General features: G+C 56.3%; 10 protein-coding genes. 3 read left to right on the top strand and 7 right to left on the bottom strand.

The window, feature by feature from the left end; genetic code table 11:
- Positions 1 to 445 precede the first annotated feature (445 nt).
- Positions 446 to 4,240, top strand: a complete 3,795-nt coding sequence (locus SH292x_RS21280) for an Ig-like domain-containing protein (protein ID WP_442483038.1) — start codon at positions 446 to 448, stop codon at positions 4,238 to 4,240.
- A gap of 308 nt (positions 4,241 to 4,548) precedes the next feature.
- On the opposite strand, the gene SH292x_RS21275 is transcribed toward SH292x_RS21280, so the two are convergent.
- Positions 4,549 to 6,603 (bottom strand): EAL domain-containing protein, encoded by a 2,055-nt coding sequence (locus SH292x_RS21275; RefSeq protein ID WP_442483037.1) that lies wholly within the window; start codon positions 6,601 to 6,603, stop codon positions 4,549 to 4,551.
- 58 nt (positions 6,604 to 6,661) lie between these two features.
- Positions 6,662 to 8,566: a CHASE4 domain-containing protein gene (locus SH292x_RS21270; protein ID WP_442483036.1), complete on the bottom strand. Its 1,905-nt coding sequence runs from the start codon at positions 8,564 to 8,566 to the stop codon at positions 6,662 to 6,664.
- Positions 8,567 to 8,823: 257 nt separating this feature from the next.
- On the opposite strand from SH292x_RS21270, the gene SH292x_RS21265 reads away from it, so the two are divergent.
- Positions 8,824 to 10,254: a carbohydrate porin gene (locus SH292x_RS21265; RefSeq protein ID WP_442483035.1), complete on the top strand. Its 1,431-nt coding sequence runs from the start codon at positions 8,824 to 8,826 to the stop codon at positions 10,252 to 10,254.
- Between the two features lie 1,439 nt (positions 10,255 to 11,693).
- Positions 11,694 to 11,984 carry a DUF3892 domain-containing protein gene (locus tag SH292x_RS21260; protein ID WP_442483034.1) on the top strand — a complete coding sequence of 97 codons (291 nt, stop codon included), beginning with the start codon at positions 11,694 to 11,696 and terminating at the stop codon, positions 11,982 to 11,984.
- Positions 11,985 to 13,335: 1,351 nt separating this feature from the next.
- On the opposite strand, the gene SH292x_RS21255 is transcribed toward SH292x_RS21260, so the two are convergent.
- The 5 genes from SH292x_RS21255 to SH292x_RS21235 are packed head-to-tail and all read right to left on the bottom strand — an operon-like array spanning position 13,336 to position 17,257.
- Complete coding sequence (locus SH292x_RS21255) at positions 13,336 to 14,169, bottom strand: tetratricopeptide repeat protein (RefSeq protein WP_442483033.1); 834 nt, start codon at positions 14,167 to 14,169, stop codon at positions 13,336 to 13,338.
- A gap of 60 nt (positions 14,170 to 14,229) precedes the next feature.
- Positions 14,230 to 14,766, bottom strand: a complete 537-nt coding sequence (locus tag SH292x_RS21250) for a hypothetical protein (protein WP_442483032.1) — start codon at positions 14,764 to 14,766, stop codon at positions 14,230 to 14,232.
- On the bottom strand, positions 14,756 to 16,102 hold the full coding sequence (locus SH292x_RS21245) for a GspL/Epsl periplasmic domain-containing protein (protein WP_442483031.1): 1,347 nt from the start codon (positions 16,100 to 16,102) through the stop codon (positions 14,756 to 14,758). The genes SH292x_RS21250 and SH292x_RS21245 overlap by 11 nt, the downstream gene beginning before the upstream one ends.
- 9 nt (positions 16,103 to 16,111) lie before the next feature.
- Positions 16,112 to 16,588, bottom strand: coding sequence for a hypothetical protein (locus tag SH292x_RS21240; protein WP_442483030.1), 477 nt, complete (start codon positions 16,586 to 16,588; stop codon positions 16,112 to 16,114).
- A gap of 3 nt (positions 16,589 to 16,591) precedes the next feature.
- On the bottom strand, positions 16,592 to 17,257 hold the full coding sequence (locus tag SH292x_RS21235; protein WP_442483029.1) for a hypothetical protein: 666 nt from the start codon (positions 17,255 to 17,257) through the stop codon (positions 16,592 to 16,594).
- Between the last annotated feature and the right edge of the window lie 174 nt (positions 17,258 to 17,431).

Genomic DNA, 17,431 nt, shown 5'->3' with positions numbered 1-17,431 from the left:
CCGAAGTCAGAAAGCTAGCGGCTAATGTGAAGTCCAGGTTCACGCCAAGTAAACTCGAATTCCCACCTAGGCCTCCGTCATTCCAGGTACCTCCGTGTCGGGCGGAAAAGGCCTTTGCAACGGAAACTCCAGGTCGTTCCTGCCTCCCCAGGAGCCCAGTGCAACATGAATGGCCGAGAGATCTCTGGAGTTAAGGAACAAGGGAGTTTAGGGTAAGTTGATTGTATACAGAGGTATTTATCGGTATAACTTGAAGGGAAATTGGAGTTCCCGCACCGCATACATACGTTAGATTCGATCATCAAGCGTAGCGAACTCCTCAACTTTTTGGCTTTGGATCCGATGCACTCCTGCAATCGGGGAGTTCTCGGTCGCTTGCTTCTCATCTCTCAATCTCTTATCTGCGCTGACTAATTCTCGTCAGTCGCCACAAAGAAGGTATGCCATGATGGATCGTGCTAGCGGTATGTCGTTTGGTGCCCGTTTGATTCGCGAGAAGAAAGACCGGGGATGGAAGTGGGTCAAGGGTCGTCGTGGCAAAAAACCGGTAGTGCGTCCGCATCGCTTCGAGACTCTCGAAGAACGTACGGTGTTCGCAGTCGCCGGCTTCGATACGACCAGTTGGCTTGGAGCTCCGTACAACTACAGCACCAATGGAATGGGACTGCCAATTCTTCACAGTAATCCTGGCGCTACCGCCGCCATCTTCCTGGACTTCGACGGTGGAGGTGGCGGAGAGTATTCCGGAGTGGTGTATGACACGGACGGTAACACATCCAACTTTAGTGCCGCCGAGCAAAGCGACATTTTCTACGCGTGGCGGACGGTAGCCAATGCGTACGCGGCGTTCAACATTGATGTCACCACCGAATGGAACGCTAGCCAGCCAAAAGCATGGATCACGGTGAATTCCACGGGCAGTTTCCGCCAAGCATCAAGTAACTCGTTTGGTAATCCGTCCAATCCAGGCGGCTCTGTCCCCAAGGCAGATACGACCAGCAGGCCCCAGTCCTTCATTCACGAAATCGGCCACATGTTTGGGGCCGACCATCAGGAATGGTACGACGAGAATGGAAATAAGCTCGACGAATACGCCCCCAAGATCGACGACAATCATGGAGTGATCATGGGGCGAGACTGGGAGGGGAGCACACCTAAGTTCGTTGACGCCCTTAGTGGTGCAGGTGTGTTTCAAGATGATTTGGCGGTAATTGCCGCCAAGATTTCCTCGGTCGTAGGTGGTACAGGCTACCGTACCGATGACTACGTTCACGGTGGCTCCAGCGTGCAGTGGATGGATAGCACCAGTTATCCTGGCTACTTCGTGACAGCCGGCATCAATGAGCATAGTAATGACGCCGACCGTTTTAAGTTTACTTCCACCGGCGGGAAGTACTCCATCTATGCCAGCACCGATTTTGGCTCAGCCGCCGACGTGAAGTTACGGGTTTATGACTCTAGTTCGACGCTACTCTACGAATCGTCTGACGCACGCAATCAATCGCAGCTTACGTTGGATTTGCCTGCCGGAACCATCTTCGTGCAAGTACAGGGGGAAAACAATTACGGAGACATCGGCACTTACAATCTCATCGTCGCACGGCCCACCACATCGGCAAATGCGTTTTGGGCGAATTCCGATATCGGCAACCCTGGCCAACGGGGGGCTTCATTCTACGAACCCACCTCTGGAACTTACACCATCGCGGGGTCAGGAGCTGATATTGCCGGCTCCAGCGACCACTTTCAGTACAACTACATGAAGCTCTCGGGAGATGGTTCCATCGAGGGGCTGGTGACCGATGTCGACCCCACTCACGGTAGTGCCAAGATGGGGCTCATGATTCGTGAGACCCTCGACGCGAACTCCAAAAATGTAAACATACTATCGATGCCCACTACTGGCATCCGAATGCAGTACCGTAGTAGCATCGGAGCGTCATCCGGCACTCAAGCGATCTTGGGTAGCACGTTTACCCCCATGTACGTGAAGCTTGAGCGGCTTGGGAATACCTTCAATACTTACACGAAGGTCAACTCCGGCGATAGTTGGATCCTGTTAGGAACTCGCTCGGTGACCATGGGCAGCACCGTCTACATGGGCATCGCCAGCACCTCGCATGACAACAAGGATATCAGCTACGGCCAAATCACCAATGTGGCTGTGACGGGAAATGTCAGTAATGCGAACCCTTCCGCACCAGTCATCAACGGCCTGGCGAGTCCTAGCTCGGTGACCTTCACCAACGTGGCGACCACGACGGCCACCGTCAACTGGACCAACGTGTCGGGTGAAACGGGCTTCACCATCGAACGATCCAATGGAAAGGGAGGCTTCGAGGTGGCGGGGACAGTGGCAGCCAATGTGCTCACGTTCAATGATAGTGGATTGCTCCCTGGGCGGAAGTATTTCTATAGGATCCGGTCCAATGATGCCACTGGTGTGTCGGCCGGATCATCGGGCTTAGATTCGATGGATACGCGTCCTGGACCGGTAACCGACCTGCGGCTGATCTCCTCCGGAGCCGACCGAATGACTGTCCAGTGGTACGGCTATGGCCTCATGCGGGAAACTGGCTTCCGAGTCGAACGATCAACTGATGGGGTCAATTTCAGCACGGTCGCTACGCGAAGTGCGAACGATACAGGCTTCATCGACACGGGACTCACGACGGACACTCTATACTACTACCGTGTCGTTACAACAGACGCCGCGGGCGACGCCGCCACTTCAGCCGTTGTAAGCCGTCGTACCCGGCTTGAAAGCGTTAACAACCTCGCTTTCACCTCCACGCACGAGACTGTAACGCTGAGCTGGACGGAGAACCTCATTAACGAAGATGGATTTCTGGTTCAGCGTGAGGAGGACGAAGGATGGCAGACCGTCGCTACCCTTCCTCCCAATTCGACCACTGCGGTCATCCTGGATCAGAATGCTCATAGTCGTCATGACTACCGGGTGTTCGCTCATAATGATGGCGTGGAAGGAAACAAGACAACTATCTACACGTTGACCAAGCCGAATCCCGTCAATCCACTTCCCACCCCTCTAACTTCGATTAATCTTGGAAACCAGTCACGACCCGGACAATGGGACTTCCGCTACGACTCAGCCGAGTCGGAGCAAGAGTTTAGGACTTGGGCGGCCACCGGCACTATAGGTGGCACGTCCGATAATATGACATTTGCATATGCCACGCGTTCGGTCGCAAATATCACGTTGACCGCCCGAGTCGAGTACATGAACTATGGCGTCAGCGGATCGGAAGCCGGGATCATGATTCGGCAAGACTCCAGCGCCGGATCGAAGTATGTATTTCTAGCGCTGGAAGAGTTGAGTGGCGGCTCCAATCGTGCGGAGTTCTCGCGTCGCAATTCTGCCAATGGCACGGCCGCTCAAGTGGGAAGTTCGGTCAATAATCTGAGCAATGATTACTGGCTCCGCATGACCCTATCGGGTGCCGGGTCTACTAAAACAGTCACGGCTGCGATTTCTCCAGATGGCGTGACTTGGACCAACATGTCGAGTACTACGACGATCAGCCTGTCCGGTAACATGCTGGTGGGCTTGGCTTACAACTCCAACACAACAGACGATGCCAAGCCGTGGAGCGCTCGCTTCACGAATCTGACCATCACCGGTGGCGCAAATGTCGCACCGTATGCGAAGGACGACACGAGTAGTACTACCGAGAACGTGCCTCTAGTCGGCAACGTCCTCACCAACGATTACGACATAAATGGAAATGCCCTCACCGCGACTCAGCTCACTAGTCCGACCAATGGCTCGGTGACCTTCTCGTCGAACGGAGCGTATACCTACACCCCCAATGCCTCTTTCACTGGAACCGACTCGTTTACCTATCGCGCCACCGATGGCAATGCCAACAGCAACACGGGTACGGTGACGATTACCGTCAATCCAAGTGCAGGCCTGATGTTTGCTTTTGAAGGGATGGAAGCTGAATCGAACCTAAGGAGCCCCGCGCTGACTGAGGGTCGCTCAAGGGATGAGGCCTTTGGAAGCATGGGTGAACATTTTGATCCGGCTCACGAAGGTTGCTGCTGTGGGGCGTGCCTACTAGCGGAGGCTATTTTCAAAGAGAATAACGGCCAGAAGAAACGTGGCGAAGTGAAGGTACCTGAGAACGGCGAGCAGGCTATCTTCCATGCTAGCTTAGCTCAACAGCGGTGGGAAAGCTTCCCCGGCATTTCCCGGCAAATTCGTTCTCGGGTTTAGGTAGACGGTAGGTTAGCGATTCGCTTTTGCCTTTGTGCAGAAGCTGTTCTGATAAGCCATAAGGTCCAGAGCTAGACCCACGCCTTTGTAAGATCGAGAACCTAATCAGTCCTAGCCGCTTTTTCGCGGCGCGCGTGACGGCAAGAGTCATAACATGTCAGTCGACGCCGTGAGCCAAGGACCGGGGTGCGTCCATACCTGAATCGTAGATCGCCACACCCGACCACTTTACCAATCAATCGCAGCCGAACCTTGGGCGGCCCAGGACCGCCCGTCCCATTTCAGAAACGAAATAACGTGGGTCGTGATCACTTGATTGCAAGAGATAGTTCCGCGTCTTCCAACAAATTAAACGTCGAGTCGTTCTCAAGAACTCCGCTGATGGCAGAAGCGGGCAAGGGGCGTGCGAAGAAATAACCCTGTCCGAACTCACAGTCTAATCGACGCAGGGCTGTCGCCTGCTCGAAGGTCTCGATACCTTCGGCGATCAGTCGCATGTTTCTATGCTCCGCAATCATCACCATGGCTCGAATTGTCGTCGCCGTCTCTGCGTCCACTTCCGAGCTTGCCAAGAAGCTTTTGTCGAGTTTAATGGCCGCGAAGGGAAGCGTGTGCAGCGTGCTCAACGATGAATAGCCCGTGCCAAAATCATCAAGATAGACCTCGATTCCGCGTGCTACCAGTGAGTCGATTACCTGCTTGGAAAGTTTCGGATTTCGCATCGCGGTAGTTTCCGTCAGTTCGAGTTTAAGGGAACTCGGTTCCAGCCCATACTGATTGAGGCATCGATCCACTTGATCAAGAAGCTGCTCGCCGACGAGTTGAGCCGCAGAAAGGTTAACGCTGACGGACAGATTAGCGGTTTGCGGCATAGTAGCGCGCCATTCGCTTAGTTGGCAAGCGACTTCTTCGAGAACCTGCTCGCCAATGGCTTCGATCGTACCGGTCTGTTCCGCGATTGGGATAAAGGCGTCAGGCGACAAGAGCCCCCGCGTGGGATGCTCCCACCGCACAAGCGCCTCTAGGCCCACAATTTTGCCGTCCGCCAGAGAGACGATCGGTTGGTAATAGACAACGAATTCCTGGTTCGCGATCGCAAGTCGCAGGTCGTTCTCAATGTCCGCACGCTCCAGCATTCGAGATCGCATCGCCTGATCGAACATGGCGATTCTTCCCTTGCCCTGCTCCTTGGCATAGTACAGAGCTGTATCGGCGTCGCGCAACACGTCGATGCCGTCGTCGTACTCACTCTGGCTAATCGCTGCCCCGATGCTAATGCTCGGCGTCATACGCCGACCACCGAGGTCTAGCGGCGCACACGCCAGATTTTGGATCCGCCGAGCGACACTCAGGACGTTGTCGGTATCGCGAATATTGTCGAGTAACACGACAAATTCGTCGCCCCCCAATCGGGCGACCGTGTCGTGCGATGGACGAATCGACGCTTCCATAGTGCGCATCGCCCCAAGCATGGCCGTGGCAAACTGCGTTAACAGTTGGTCACCGGCGCGGTGTCCCAAACTGTCGTTCACCAGCTTGAAGTTATCGATGTCAATAAACAAGACGGCGAAGCGGTAGTCCTTTTGGCGTTTCCCACGATCCACGCATTCGTTCAGTCGGTCCATCAAAAAAGGTCGATTTGGCAGGCCAGTCAGTGTATCATGAAATGCGATATGTTGAATCTTTGCATCGACGAGTTGGCGTGCGTGCACTTCCCGTGACAGGCGCTCGTTTGCCTCCGCGAGCGAGCTGTTGCGCTTTTCAAGATCGATATTTGCCTGCTGAAGTTGCAAGGCATGGTCCTTGACTAATTCCTGCAACGCTTGGATGTTGAGGGACGCTCTGACGCTGAGGTTCCATTTCTCGGTCAGGGCACGGGCAAGTTGTCGAATTTCCGCATGCTCGAACGGCTTTCTCAGAATGAGTAGCCAGTCCGTCGCCTTTAATCGCTCGTCGATCGCTTTCCAAGAATAGTCCGAATACGCGGAGCAGATCACGATTTGCAGCGCAGGATCGACCTGACGCATACGTTCAATCGTTTCGATGCCGTCCCATCCGGGAGGCATGCGAATGTCCACAATTGCCATGCTGAACGGATGGCCTTCGCCCAGAGCTTGTTCGACCATCTTCAGCGCCTGCTCGCCTTGGAACGCGGACTGGAGTTCATATTGGACTGGCGCGCGTTCGCCCTTTTCTGGCGTGGCAACGTCGCCGAAGAGTTCGGCTTCGACGCTCGCCAACGGATCCTCTTGCTGAGGACGGAGAATCCCCATGATGTCTTTGTGGATCTCCGGGTTGTCGTCAACCAACAGGATGCGGCGCGTCGGCAATTGCAAGCAGGAGTCGATGATGGATGTTTTCATGGCAAGCGTTCGTTGTTGGCTTTGCTAGGGGATCACCCGAGGGAGCGGTGAAAGCGAGTTACGCCAGGATTGTTTGATTCAGGAGAACGACGTCGACAAGGCGAACTCGAAACGTTGCGCCTAGACCGGGTCCTGCACTCTCCGCTGAAATATGGCCGCCGACACCCTGCACGGCGTTGGCGCAGTAGTGTAGTCCAAAGCCGTTTCCATTCGTTTTTGTCGTAAAGCCATGCGCAAACAGTTTTTTCCCCGTCTGTTCGTCGAAGCCGTGCCCTGTATCAGTGACTTCTATCTCAATCCCCGCCTCGTCGATCCATTGGGCGGAGATGGTCAGCACGCGGGGTCGGCCGTATTCGTTCTGCATCGCCTGGATGGCATTGCGGACTAGGTTGACCAACACTTGCGTCGTCTTGCTCTTATTCAAGCGCAAATCGGGCAGCGGTGGCAAATCCACCTGAACCTCAATCCGAGCAGATTGCAATTGCTCTTGGTTGAGCAAGAGGACCTCGTCTACCAACGAAGCGAGAGCCACTTCTTGACGGAAGTCAGACTCTCCCGTGTAGCTTTGTTGGGCAGAAATGACGTCGCGTATGTGGCGAATTGTCTCGAACAAGCGAGTAACGTCGGCCTGTTGCTCGATTTGCTCCCGTTTTAGCGCCTCGTTCACATCGATCAGATACTTGATCAGCTTGGGGCCGCGTGGATCGCCCGTAAAAAACTCGCCAGCACGCGGAGCCTGTTCGCGCAGCATCGCCGTGGCGCGATCCAACCCAGCCGCTTTTGATTCGCCCAGTCGCTCGCGCAGCATCTCAATGCTACAGCTCGCCGAGTTCACTGCGTTGCCGACGTTGTGCAGCACCTCGGAAGCGACTTCTTCCATCCCCGCGCGGTGCGCCGAATCAAGCACCTTCTTGCGATAGCTAGAGAGGTGCTCGGCCATGCGGTCGAATTCATTGGCTAACATCCCAATTTCGTCAGTCCGAGTCAGTCCCAGTCGCATCTTGAGATCGCCGGTTTGTCCGACCAGCACGACATGGTCCACCATGCGACGAAGCGGATCGACGACACCACGCTGCAACAGAACCCACATGACGGCCAGCGTTACGGCGCCGCCCACCACGCTGACTGCGGTCGCCACTTTGGCGGCCACCCTCCCTTGCGCGGTTACCTCGCGCGGAACTTCGACGCGCATCAAGATCGCCGGTTTGCCGTAGACGTCGTTCACGAGCCTATACGCATGGAGCAACCCTTGATCGACGATCTCGATGTGCGTTGCTTGGGCTACCGGATTATTGTCCAATACCCGACGCGCCCCCGCCGGCATGTCCGACTGGCCAATCGTCCAAGCCTCCAGCTTGACCTGCGTCCGGTCCGCAATGCTCTTGATTTCGCGATCGTTCAGAAACCGGCCCATAATTAGCGTGCCTCGAATCGGGCCGGTGTGCTTGGTCGTAATGATCGGCCGCGACGCAAGGAGCATGGGCCCTTGGTTAGTCACGAGAATACCCGTCGCCGCGTCGTCAACGCTGTCGTGCGTGGAAATCGGGCAGGAAACGTCCTTAAGGGCGGCGAACAGGTCGGGAACGCTTATTTCCTCAAGCGTCTCCTGGTCGCGGACCTCTCCCCAACGTACTCGCCGGTCAAGATCGAGAAAGCACAGCAAGTTGAGATGGGCGTTGGAGAACGTTTCGTCGACCAAGTTGGAAGCTTCATATTCAAGATTGCCGTCTTGAACGTAACGGTAGGTGTCATCCCAAGAAGCCCAGTCATTCGTCGTATTCGAAAGGCTATGGAGATCGCGATCCAAGGCTTCTAGGCACCGACTGACGTTGCGCTCGGCGCCGGACCGCTCCAGTTCCTCGAAGGTCGGCATCACGACCAATTCCTGAGCGGCGCACATAATTGCCACGAGAGCAATCGATAGCGCCACCAGCAGGGCGGCTACCCGGTTGCGCAATGACATGTGACATCACCTCAGTAAAAGGCAAAGATATCGCGAGGGAACCTATTGCGAAGGATAAGGAGCCTTGGAAACTGTACGTCGGGACAAGAGTAAATTCCCCACTCACCGCGCCAAATGTGGCTGAACACATCGAAGCGGTACAATCCGCGCGTGCCCGTCAATCGTTACTTTGTGACTAAGGGGGCGGCCAACACTTCATTTCGCCCGATGCGCATTCCGAGAGACCGTGGCACGAGGCGTGGCGTAGTGAGGGAGCAATGGCGATACAGAACCTGGGGCGGGCCGTGGCAGCGTTCCTGCTTTCCGCATGCCCGGCATACGCCAGCGAAGTCCCCTCGTCGTCATTAGCGATTCAGGGGCCTCTCCTCAATGTGGAAGAGTATTCGGCGATCCCCTCCGGTTCTTCCGTGCAACTGTCGCAACTTCTGCGCCTGGCCCGAACCGACGTCACGACAGAACCTAACCCGGCGGCCACCCTGGGAGTCGTACCGGGCAGACCGAATCGGCCGGAAGATGAGACGGCCGAACTCGAGCCTCAGGGAGACGACGCCAATGAGGAGGCCGACGAAGATGCCGAGGAGCTCCAGACGCTTTTGGGCGAGCGGTGGCATGAACTTGGGCCGTTCTCCGCGCAGTACCTTTATACAGGCGAAGTCTTCAACAACACCCGCGGTGGCATCAGTACGAAAGGCGCGACGCGATATCGGGGCAATCTCGATCTGGAGCTACGGATGGATACCGCGATGGCCAACTGGTGGGACGGAGGGGAGTTCTATGTCTACATGGAGCAGAGCCAGGGGACGACTCTCACAAGCGACTTCGTGGGGGACAGCCAGTACTACAGCGACCTCGACACCAGCCCCAAACCACAATGGCTGACCCAGCTCGGCGAATATTGGTACGGACATACCGTCGGCGACGACGTGCTGGTTGTGCGAGTAGGTCGCTACGATCCCAACAACGATTTCGCTTTCGCTGATTTGGGCGGCGACTTCATCAACTCGTCGTTCGAGACGCTTCCCAATGTTCCGATGCCTTTTTGGCCTTTCCAGACCCTCGGTGTTACCGCACTCTTTCAACCGCACGAAAAGTGGCGCCTCGGAGGTTCCGTGAATGACCAAGGGCGCGATGTCGGCCAATGGTGGATGTCCACAACCAACCGCGGGATGTTCTTCATCGCCCAAGCCGACTACCTACCATTTGCCGGCCCGGAGGATGCGCCCCTCACGATCATCCGTGGCGGTGCTTGGGGCTCGAGCAGCGATACGGAGGCCGTCGACGCCACTCGCGTCTTTGAGAACAACTACGGTTTTTACGCTACGATCGACCTAAAGATCTTCACGGAGAAGAAGTCTGAAGATCAGGGCCTGGGCGTATTCGTTCAATACTGCTGGGCGCCGTCCGATCGCAATCAGGTCGATCAAGGCATCGGCGGCGGCCTAGTCTACACCGGACTGTTGCAGGGGCGTGAAGCGGACACCTGCGGCATCGGGTGTACGCAAATCCTATTCAGTGACGAACTCGAAGTCATTACCGGGCAGGAGTCTGAAATCGCGACTGAAGTATTCTACAAAGCGCGGTTGAATGATTGGTTTTCTCTCACCCCCGACCTGCAGTACATTACTCGTCCCGGCGGCATTTATCGCGACGCGATGGTTGCTGGCTTTCGATTCGAAGTAGCTTTTTAGTGGGAGTCGATGGAACGGCTGCACGTCCACCACCGACTCGCACGTGATTTCCATCTCTGCTAGTCCCCCGGCCATAGGGAACTGTGGAAAGCTGCAACGGCTTGAGGAAGTAGTTTGTACCTTCGCTAAATTGGTAGTGTGCTCTCGCCCTTGCTTGAGCTCTACCCACTTCAACCTAAGAGCTGTCTCAAGATCGGTCCCAGATGTCGCCGAGACTCTGGCAGTGATGGAGCGGGGCCGCGGTGAGCGCTGAAAAGTGAATATCGGTACTAATCGACGATCGATCGCCGGGCGACCAGTTCAGGGACTTTAATGATCCAAGTCAACGCGCGATCGATGTCCGGACGATGACGGTGCCGCATCAGTATTCCTGGGCAGTGCGCGCACTCAGCAAGCATCTGCGCCCTGGAGGCGGTAGGGACTTTGGTGAAACTCGATCCACCCTATTGCGACTCCGAGTTCTGAACATCCTCGATCGGCGAGACGGAGATTGTGTTGAGGGGGAGTCGTAGCTCGCAGACGACGGCTGCTGTTCTCTTCTAGGTCGGCAGGTCTAACTGTGTCGGTGTTGCCGTCCTGGAGCATATCATCCGGGCTGGTGTAGCTCGCGGCTTGCATCACACGATGTACGGCATCGGGCTCGAAGACGTTGGTTAGCTGGTGTTTGGTGTGGTAGCGGTACTGGTTAGCCATCCTCGAGATTGCAGTCGGAGGTGGGCTTGCAGACCTATACCTGAACGCAGTCGCCCAGGCACCCAGATCAGCAGAAGGGGCTGGTAGCGAATTTCTGGTATCGTGAGCTGATGGGGGGAAAGCAGTATCCAAACGTCTCGGAGATGCGTTGTGCAAAAATCGACTGGGAGCATCAAGCTATCGACACACATGTACTGAGGCGTGCTGATGAACCGTACCTGGTCACCGCCCACGGCCGCAATATTGGAGTCAAATTCATCGAGCTTGAAGGATTTCCGAGCATCGGTCTCCGTTAGGCGATAGAGCTCGGCCCCCGTCGAGGCACTGTCGATTGTCATCATGGCACTGTATTTGGTCGGAACCGTAAATGGAGAACTGAATTCTGTAGCGCTCCCCTCCATTGGGTACAGGCAGACCAATGGGTTGCTTAGGCTTTCTGGGCATGGCGCGAATTGCCGCAATACGCAAATGCCCTACTATCGGGGGCACTAGCGAACTACTAGTATTCAAATACTATAAGAGCTACATGGCCTCTAATCGATTCGGCGTGCAGAGGCCATTCTTCTTGTTGATCGCGTGTTGACCATCCTGGCAGCGGCGTAAACCGTACAAATGGTACGAAAGCGATCTGCTTAGCATGACACGGTTTAGCGATTGTGGTGATTGCTGCTCTTAGCCCTTCTGGCAACGCCTTCTAGTTCGTTGCTTTCTCTATTTCTGCGCACTTGGTGCGCGCGGAGGTAACTATGGCTCGCCCGGTTCAGATTCATTGCATCAACAAGAGTGATCGCTACCACGCTTACGGGAGAACCACTCATCTTGGCGGCCTAAACCTCGACAAGACTCGATGGCATCTATCTCAAGTTGGTGCAATTGAGGGTATTGAAGGTGGCAAGTGGGACTTTTATGTGAGCGGAGGAGTTCAATTCGTTTGGGCCGTTGTTGCCAAGAGTTATTACGGCAAGAAGTACCTCAAAACGGAATGTGGCGGCGAACAGCCCAACAACCTGCTCAGCCTGCCAGAGATTCACAAATAGGACGGTGAATGTTTCCACGCATGATTGCAACATGGGGCGTGTCGGCGAGGCTGTAGTCTACTCCCCAAGCGGGTTGTGTTGCGCGCCGTAGAGCTTCGCGTATGACTCGCCCGTTGTCGCAGGGGCCAGCAGCGATGATTGGATGCGTTCCATTCCTCAGTGATACGCGGATCCTTACCAACGGCTGTCGCGGTTTGCGATAAGTTTGCACTCATTCGAGCCTCTCTCGTGTGACAAACAATAACGTTAGGTTTGCCATGTCTGTGCCAACCCGCATGGGCCAATCTGCTCAATCAGCGCCACTAGCCACACTGGTGCCAATTTTTCATTTTACGCCACAGACGATGTTTCGAGCAGCTCCCTTACTGTCCAGGCGTGATCCGAGAGCCCGGATGCCATCGCTAGTGCGTCCGTAATGGACTCAAGTTTCCAGACAAGGTTAAACCACGCCACGAAAATAGCCTGCATTGCGGCGTGATGCTCTGGACTTTCAATGCGAGCGTTGCTCAACCGAGTGAACCGACGCAGCGACATGCGAAGCGTCAGGTTCCGAGGGAAGTTCGCGACGGGGGCAGGCCCTCCACAGCCGTCAGGCTGCATTTTCCATCTTCGTTAGCCAATACCTTTTCGATGAGTGGCTCGGTAACATTCAACTTGCCAAGGATGAGAAACTTGCCAATCCAGCCGTCATGATCGTAGGACTGACCGATGAAGCCATCCCCTTGCCAGCCTGGACAAGTGGCTGCCTTGGGAAGCTCCCGACTGCGCCTGGCGCGCTCGGCGAGCAAGCGACGAGCGAATTCCCTGGTTGAATCGAAAGATGAGGTAGGATTTCCGGACTGAGTCGGGCGTGAGCTTGGCTAAGAGTTGCGGATCGGCGGGAAGCTTCACGAAGGTTGCGATTCGCTGCTCGGCAGAACAACGCCGTAGCAGATGCCACAACTCGGCACCGACGAGGCCATTCACATCGTTCGGTTGCGCGAGTCCCATCTCGCAGCGCACGCTGAGAGGCCGTCAGCCGCCATGCCGCGTCATCTCATTCGGGGTGAGCAAACCCTACTTTTCTCCAAACAATTGAAGGAGCGATTGGAGCTGCTTCCACTCGGATGAACTCGGGATCTGCTCATCGAACAGCTACTGCTGGTCAGCGTTCCTGGGGTCCTGCGGTGTCACAACGTTGCAGCGTGCGCCGCAACGCTAAGAGATCGCAACGGATCGCTTACAGCAGAAACCTGACGTGATCTAAGTGGGTGTGGCGATTGAGATGCCGCGTCGTGCTTAATCGGGTGTTGCTTCGAGGAAGAGCGCAAGCACCATCGGAGTCGCCGAAGCTTCCGTGCGACCCTGTCTGTCACCGCCCAAAATCCTGGGGTGCGACCATGGGATTGATCTCTTCAGGAAAGTCCAGTGACTCGTCATCTTTCATCGGTGGATCGACGACGGGAGTCGGCTCCGATGGTGGCGGCAATATTTCTTGGTCGGTTTCGTTGCGCGCTCCCTCCGGCGTCCCGTCAAACTCCGCCGAGGCGAGCTTAATCGGATGAATCCCCACCGTGTCGCGAGCCCAAGCGACCCATTCCGGTCGATCGTCGTAGAAGATCATCTCCTGAAGAACACCACGAACCGCTTCGACATCCGCCCCCGCGCGCAATTGGGCCTTTGCCAGATTGCCAAGGTAAACAGGGTTGGTGGGTACCATCTCAACGGCCGTTTCATAGTACCCGATGGCCACCCCCATCTTGCCAGCCGCTTCGTAAGCCAGCCCCAAATTATTGAGGGGCTCGGCATGGCTTGGCATTAGCCGCGATGCGTACTCGAATTCCCATGCCGCAAGGTAAAGCTTCTCCTGATGATAGTAGAGCATGCCCAACGTATTGTGGGCGGGTCCGTAACGCACGTCGGCGAGCAGTGCCTTTTGGCAGAGGGCCTCTGCCTTCCCCAAGTCTTTTAGGCACCCGAGCAAACAGTCGCACTCGCAGGGACACGACTTGCTGGCACGCTCGATGATCTTGAGTGCCCGCTCGTGATAAATGGCGGCCGCCTGGGTATCCCGCGTAGGATCGGCGGCTACCGTGGCGTACCGCTTTACGTCCTCGGTGGTCATCAACCGGCAGCCCGCGCCGCCGAAAAAGAGCAGAAGGACGGCCGAAGACCATCGCCAGGTTGTCGGCCAACTGCGGAGCATGTCGCAAAATAGTAGAAAAGCATGAGTCGAAAAGAACGCTGGCCCAAGAGGCGCAGAGTGTCACCGAGAGGAGCTTTTAGGCGAGTAAATGAGATAGGTCAACGCCACTTCGGCGTTCCACACTTCTGCCTGATCCTCGGCTGTGATGCGGGGTGGTGAGAGTCTGAGGTCGGTTAACTTAGGGGAATCATCGGACTGCTCTGCTAGCTGAGCGAAACGGATCACGCTGGCAAGCGGTACGGATAGCACTTCGAGCTCCGTGACCTGTTCTAGGTACTGAGAGTCGCCGACTCGCCTCGCTTCCTGAGGTTCGATACGAGCGATCCCCTTGGCTTCGATTCCGGCCTCTTGTGCCCAGGCGGCGATCTTGCGATTCAGCTCCTCACTCGGCTTTGTCTTGAGAAGGGCACGCTGCTTCTGCTGACGGAGTTCTAGAATTTGGCGGGCGGCCTTTTGGCACGCGATCAAGTTTTCGAGTTCGGTGGCGAGGCGGTTTTCCATCGTCCAGCGATACCAAAGGCTCCATGCGCACGCCGCTACCAGCGATAACGCAATCACCGACACCAAAAGCGTACTGCGGCGGACATCACTTCCCATGGGACTTCTCCTTGTCCGCCGCCTGAGCGACCATCCGAAAACTCACCCCCTCGACCGGAAGCCGCTGCGTGGTGGGAGGTGTCACGGCTAGGCCCTTAGCTCGAAGAGCAGCCGCGATACGGTCGGCGTCACTAAACTCGCGGACTTCGCCGGTGAGGTGGAGTTGGCGACCATCAAGCCGTACTTCCAGCAGGCGGAATCGCATCTCCTCGGGTAACACTGATAGCAACTGATGCAACATTGGTAGTACCGACTCTGAAATCCCGTCTTCATTCTTACCGCCCTTCACTCCCGAGAGCTTGGCGAGCTCACTTTCTAGGCGTGATCGAACGCCGGTACGCAGCGTTGCTCCCGGGAGCACTTCCCGAAAAACGTCTTCGGACGCTACCTGGAGTTCCGCACGCTCACGTGCTCGATCTTGCGCCGTGTGCCAGTTCATTACCGCCAAGGAGATCAGTAAACCAGCTGCCGCAAGTTGCAGAAGGCGTACCTCCCACCGGAGCGGCTCCTGGGCGCGTCCACCGTGCGCGACCCCTTGGAAGGCAGTCGCGGGTTCTTCCTTTCCTTGCCTCACGGCGGTAAGGGCTTCGAGTGCTCCTAAAGCAAGCGGATCGGCGTCTCGATGAACCATCTCCGTGCCGGCAATGGTTTGGAAAGACTGGAGCAAGTCATCGGAGGAACTGCCGTTGTGATAGACTGTAAGCGGGAAGGCTCCTGGCCGCGAAAGTTGATCGTACGTGAGTTGTTGGCCCAATTGCGCGGAGCCGTGTGGTAGATACTGCCACTGTGTGGGCTTTCCGTCGATGAGTCGCAGGTGATTCGCGGTCCCGCAGGTTCCGAGCCAGACAATGACCTCTTCTGGCGCAGCGCGGCGCGACTTCCTGTGGGACCAAGCGGCGAGTGGCATGATCGGCATGACCAAGTCGACCTGTATGCCATTGGTTTGTAGGGCAGAGGCTAACGACAGGATTTCCTCTTGATCCGCCGCAATGGCCATTAGGTCGAGGTCGCGACGAAGGTACGTCGCGGTCAAGTCTTCGGCCGCCAGCGGTAGATGTTCTTCGAGCTCGTAGAGAAGAGCGCTAGTTCGCCGCAGTTGGCGAGGCGAATCGAGCTTCCAGTGCGCGACGTAGGTGATGTCCGATTCCAACAATATGGCGAGCGGAAAACGTGAGAGCGCCCGCTCTTCGAGGGCACTCGCAATTTCGGTCGCTGCCGTTGTGGGTTCTTCTTGATGCCAATCGCCTCCCTCCTCCAGGACGATGGGTTCGTCCTGGGCTAGCGCTAGTCGCCACTTGGTGCGACCGAGGAGCAAGGCGGGATAGGCTCGTGCCATCGAACGACGCTATTCCATCTGGAGTGTGGTGAGATCGTCGCCGCGACGAACTTCGATAGAACTCGGGAGTATCTTTTCAATCAACGCATCTGCGGAGCCGGGGCTAATCGATTGCCCGACTCGACGAAAATGGACGTTCTGCTGCGCGTCCTGAATGATCGCTTGGGAGTTGTCGTCGTCGATCATCGTGCCCAGGAGTTTTTCCTGTAGCGGCGGTGGCGGCGGCTTCACCTCGACTATGGGTGGAGGTGGCGGAGGGTCGAACAAGACCTGCTGTAAACGCTTCTCCCATACCGGGGAGAAATCGAGCTGGGTATCAGAGCTCGGCTCTGGTTTGCCAGCTTTAGCGGATGAGCTTAGATCGACACTCATTCTCTCACGATCAGTCCCTGAGTCCGAGAGTCCGAGCGCAACAATCAATCCTGTCCCCGTCAGGATAGCAAGGGTCACTAGTCGCAAGGACCATCGTTTGGTGCGGAGTTTCATGGGTTACCACTCAAACACAATGGTTTCGGGAGTCTGGCGATTGCTCGGATCGCGGACCAGCAGGTAGGTCCGATCCCCTAGATTGTTTGTTTCCCTGATCCACACCGAGTAGGATCGCGAGTCGGTCGACAACAGCGACTTTGCTTGTATCCAACGCCGCCTGGGGATGTCGAGGTCTTTTACCAGGGCTTCCAAGTCGCCTTGGAAAGCCATGCGGGCTTCGAGGAGTTTCTCCGTCTCCTGCGGGAGGAGGACGCCATCGAGGAGTAATCGCATCACCTCATCGCTCGACCGGTAGATGTTGAGTTTTCCGCGCCCCCAACAGCTCCAAGTGGTGGTCAGGGAGCGGAGGCGAGTAGCGAGGTCTTCCTGGAGATCGAACTTGGAGAGGTCGACCACCTGCCCCCAGCTTTCGTACGGGAGGCTTATTCGTTGGGTGAGCGACTGACGGGGGCGTAAGAGGAGTGGCACGCCTCCGACGACGGCCGATTGTGCGAGCATAGAGGGGAGCTGTTCCGGTCGGCGGACGTGCAGTGCGTTGAGATTGAGCTTGGCTTCCTCGTCGCCCAGGCGGAGTTGATACAACTTGTCGTTGAGCGTGACCTCGAACTCGATCTCGGAGGGAAAAGGGCAACCATAGCCCAGGGCAAGCTGCTGATCTTGGGCCATTGTAAACAACTCTTCCCCTCGATCTAAAACGGCCTTCCTACAAGTCACAAGGCTCCACCGGTTCTCCAGTTCACGCTGAGCCGCGGTACCCCGTCGCACCAAGCTGAGGCTGTGGCTCGCGATTCGGGCAAGAGCGCAAGCAGCGATTGCCACGATGACAAGCGTCATCACCAG

The organism is Aeoliella fuhlenseeensis, assembly GCF_052161615.1.
GTDB lineage: Bacteria > Planctomycetota > Planctomycetia > Pirellulales > Lacipirellulaceae > Aeoliella.
The sequence above is the reverse complement of the archived record's forward strand: the minus strand, read 5'-3'. Positions and strand labels throughout refer to the sequence as shown.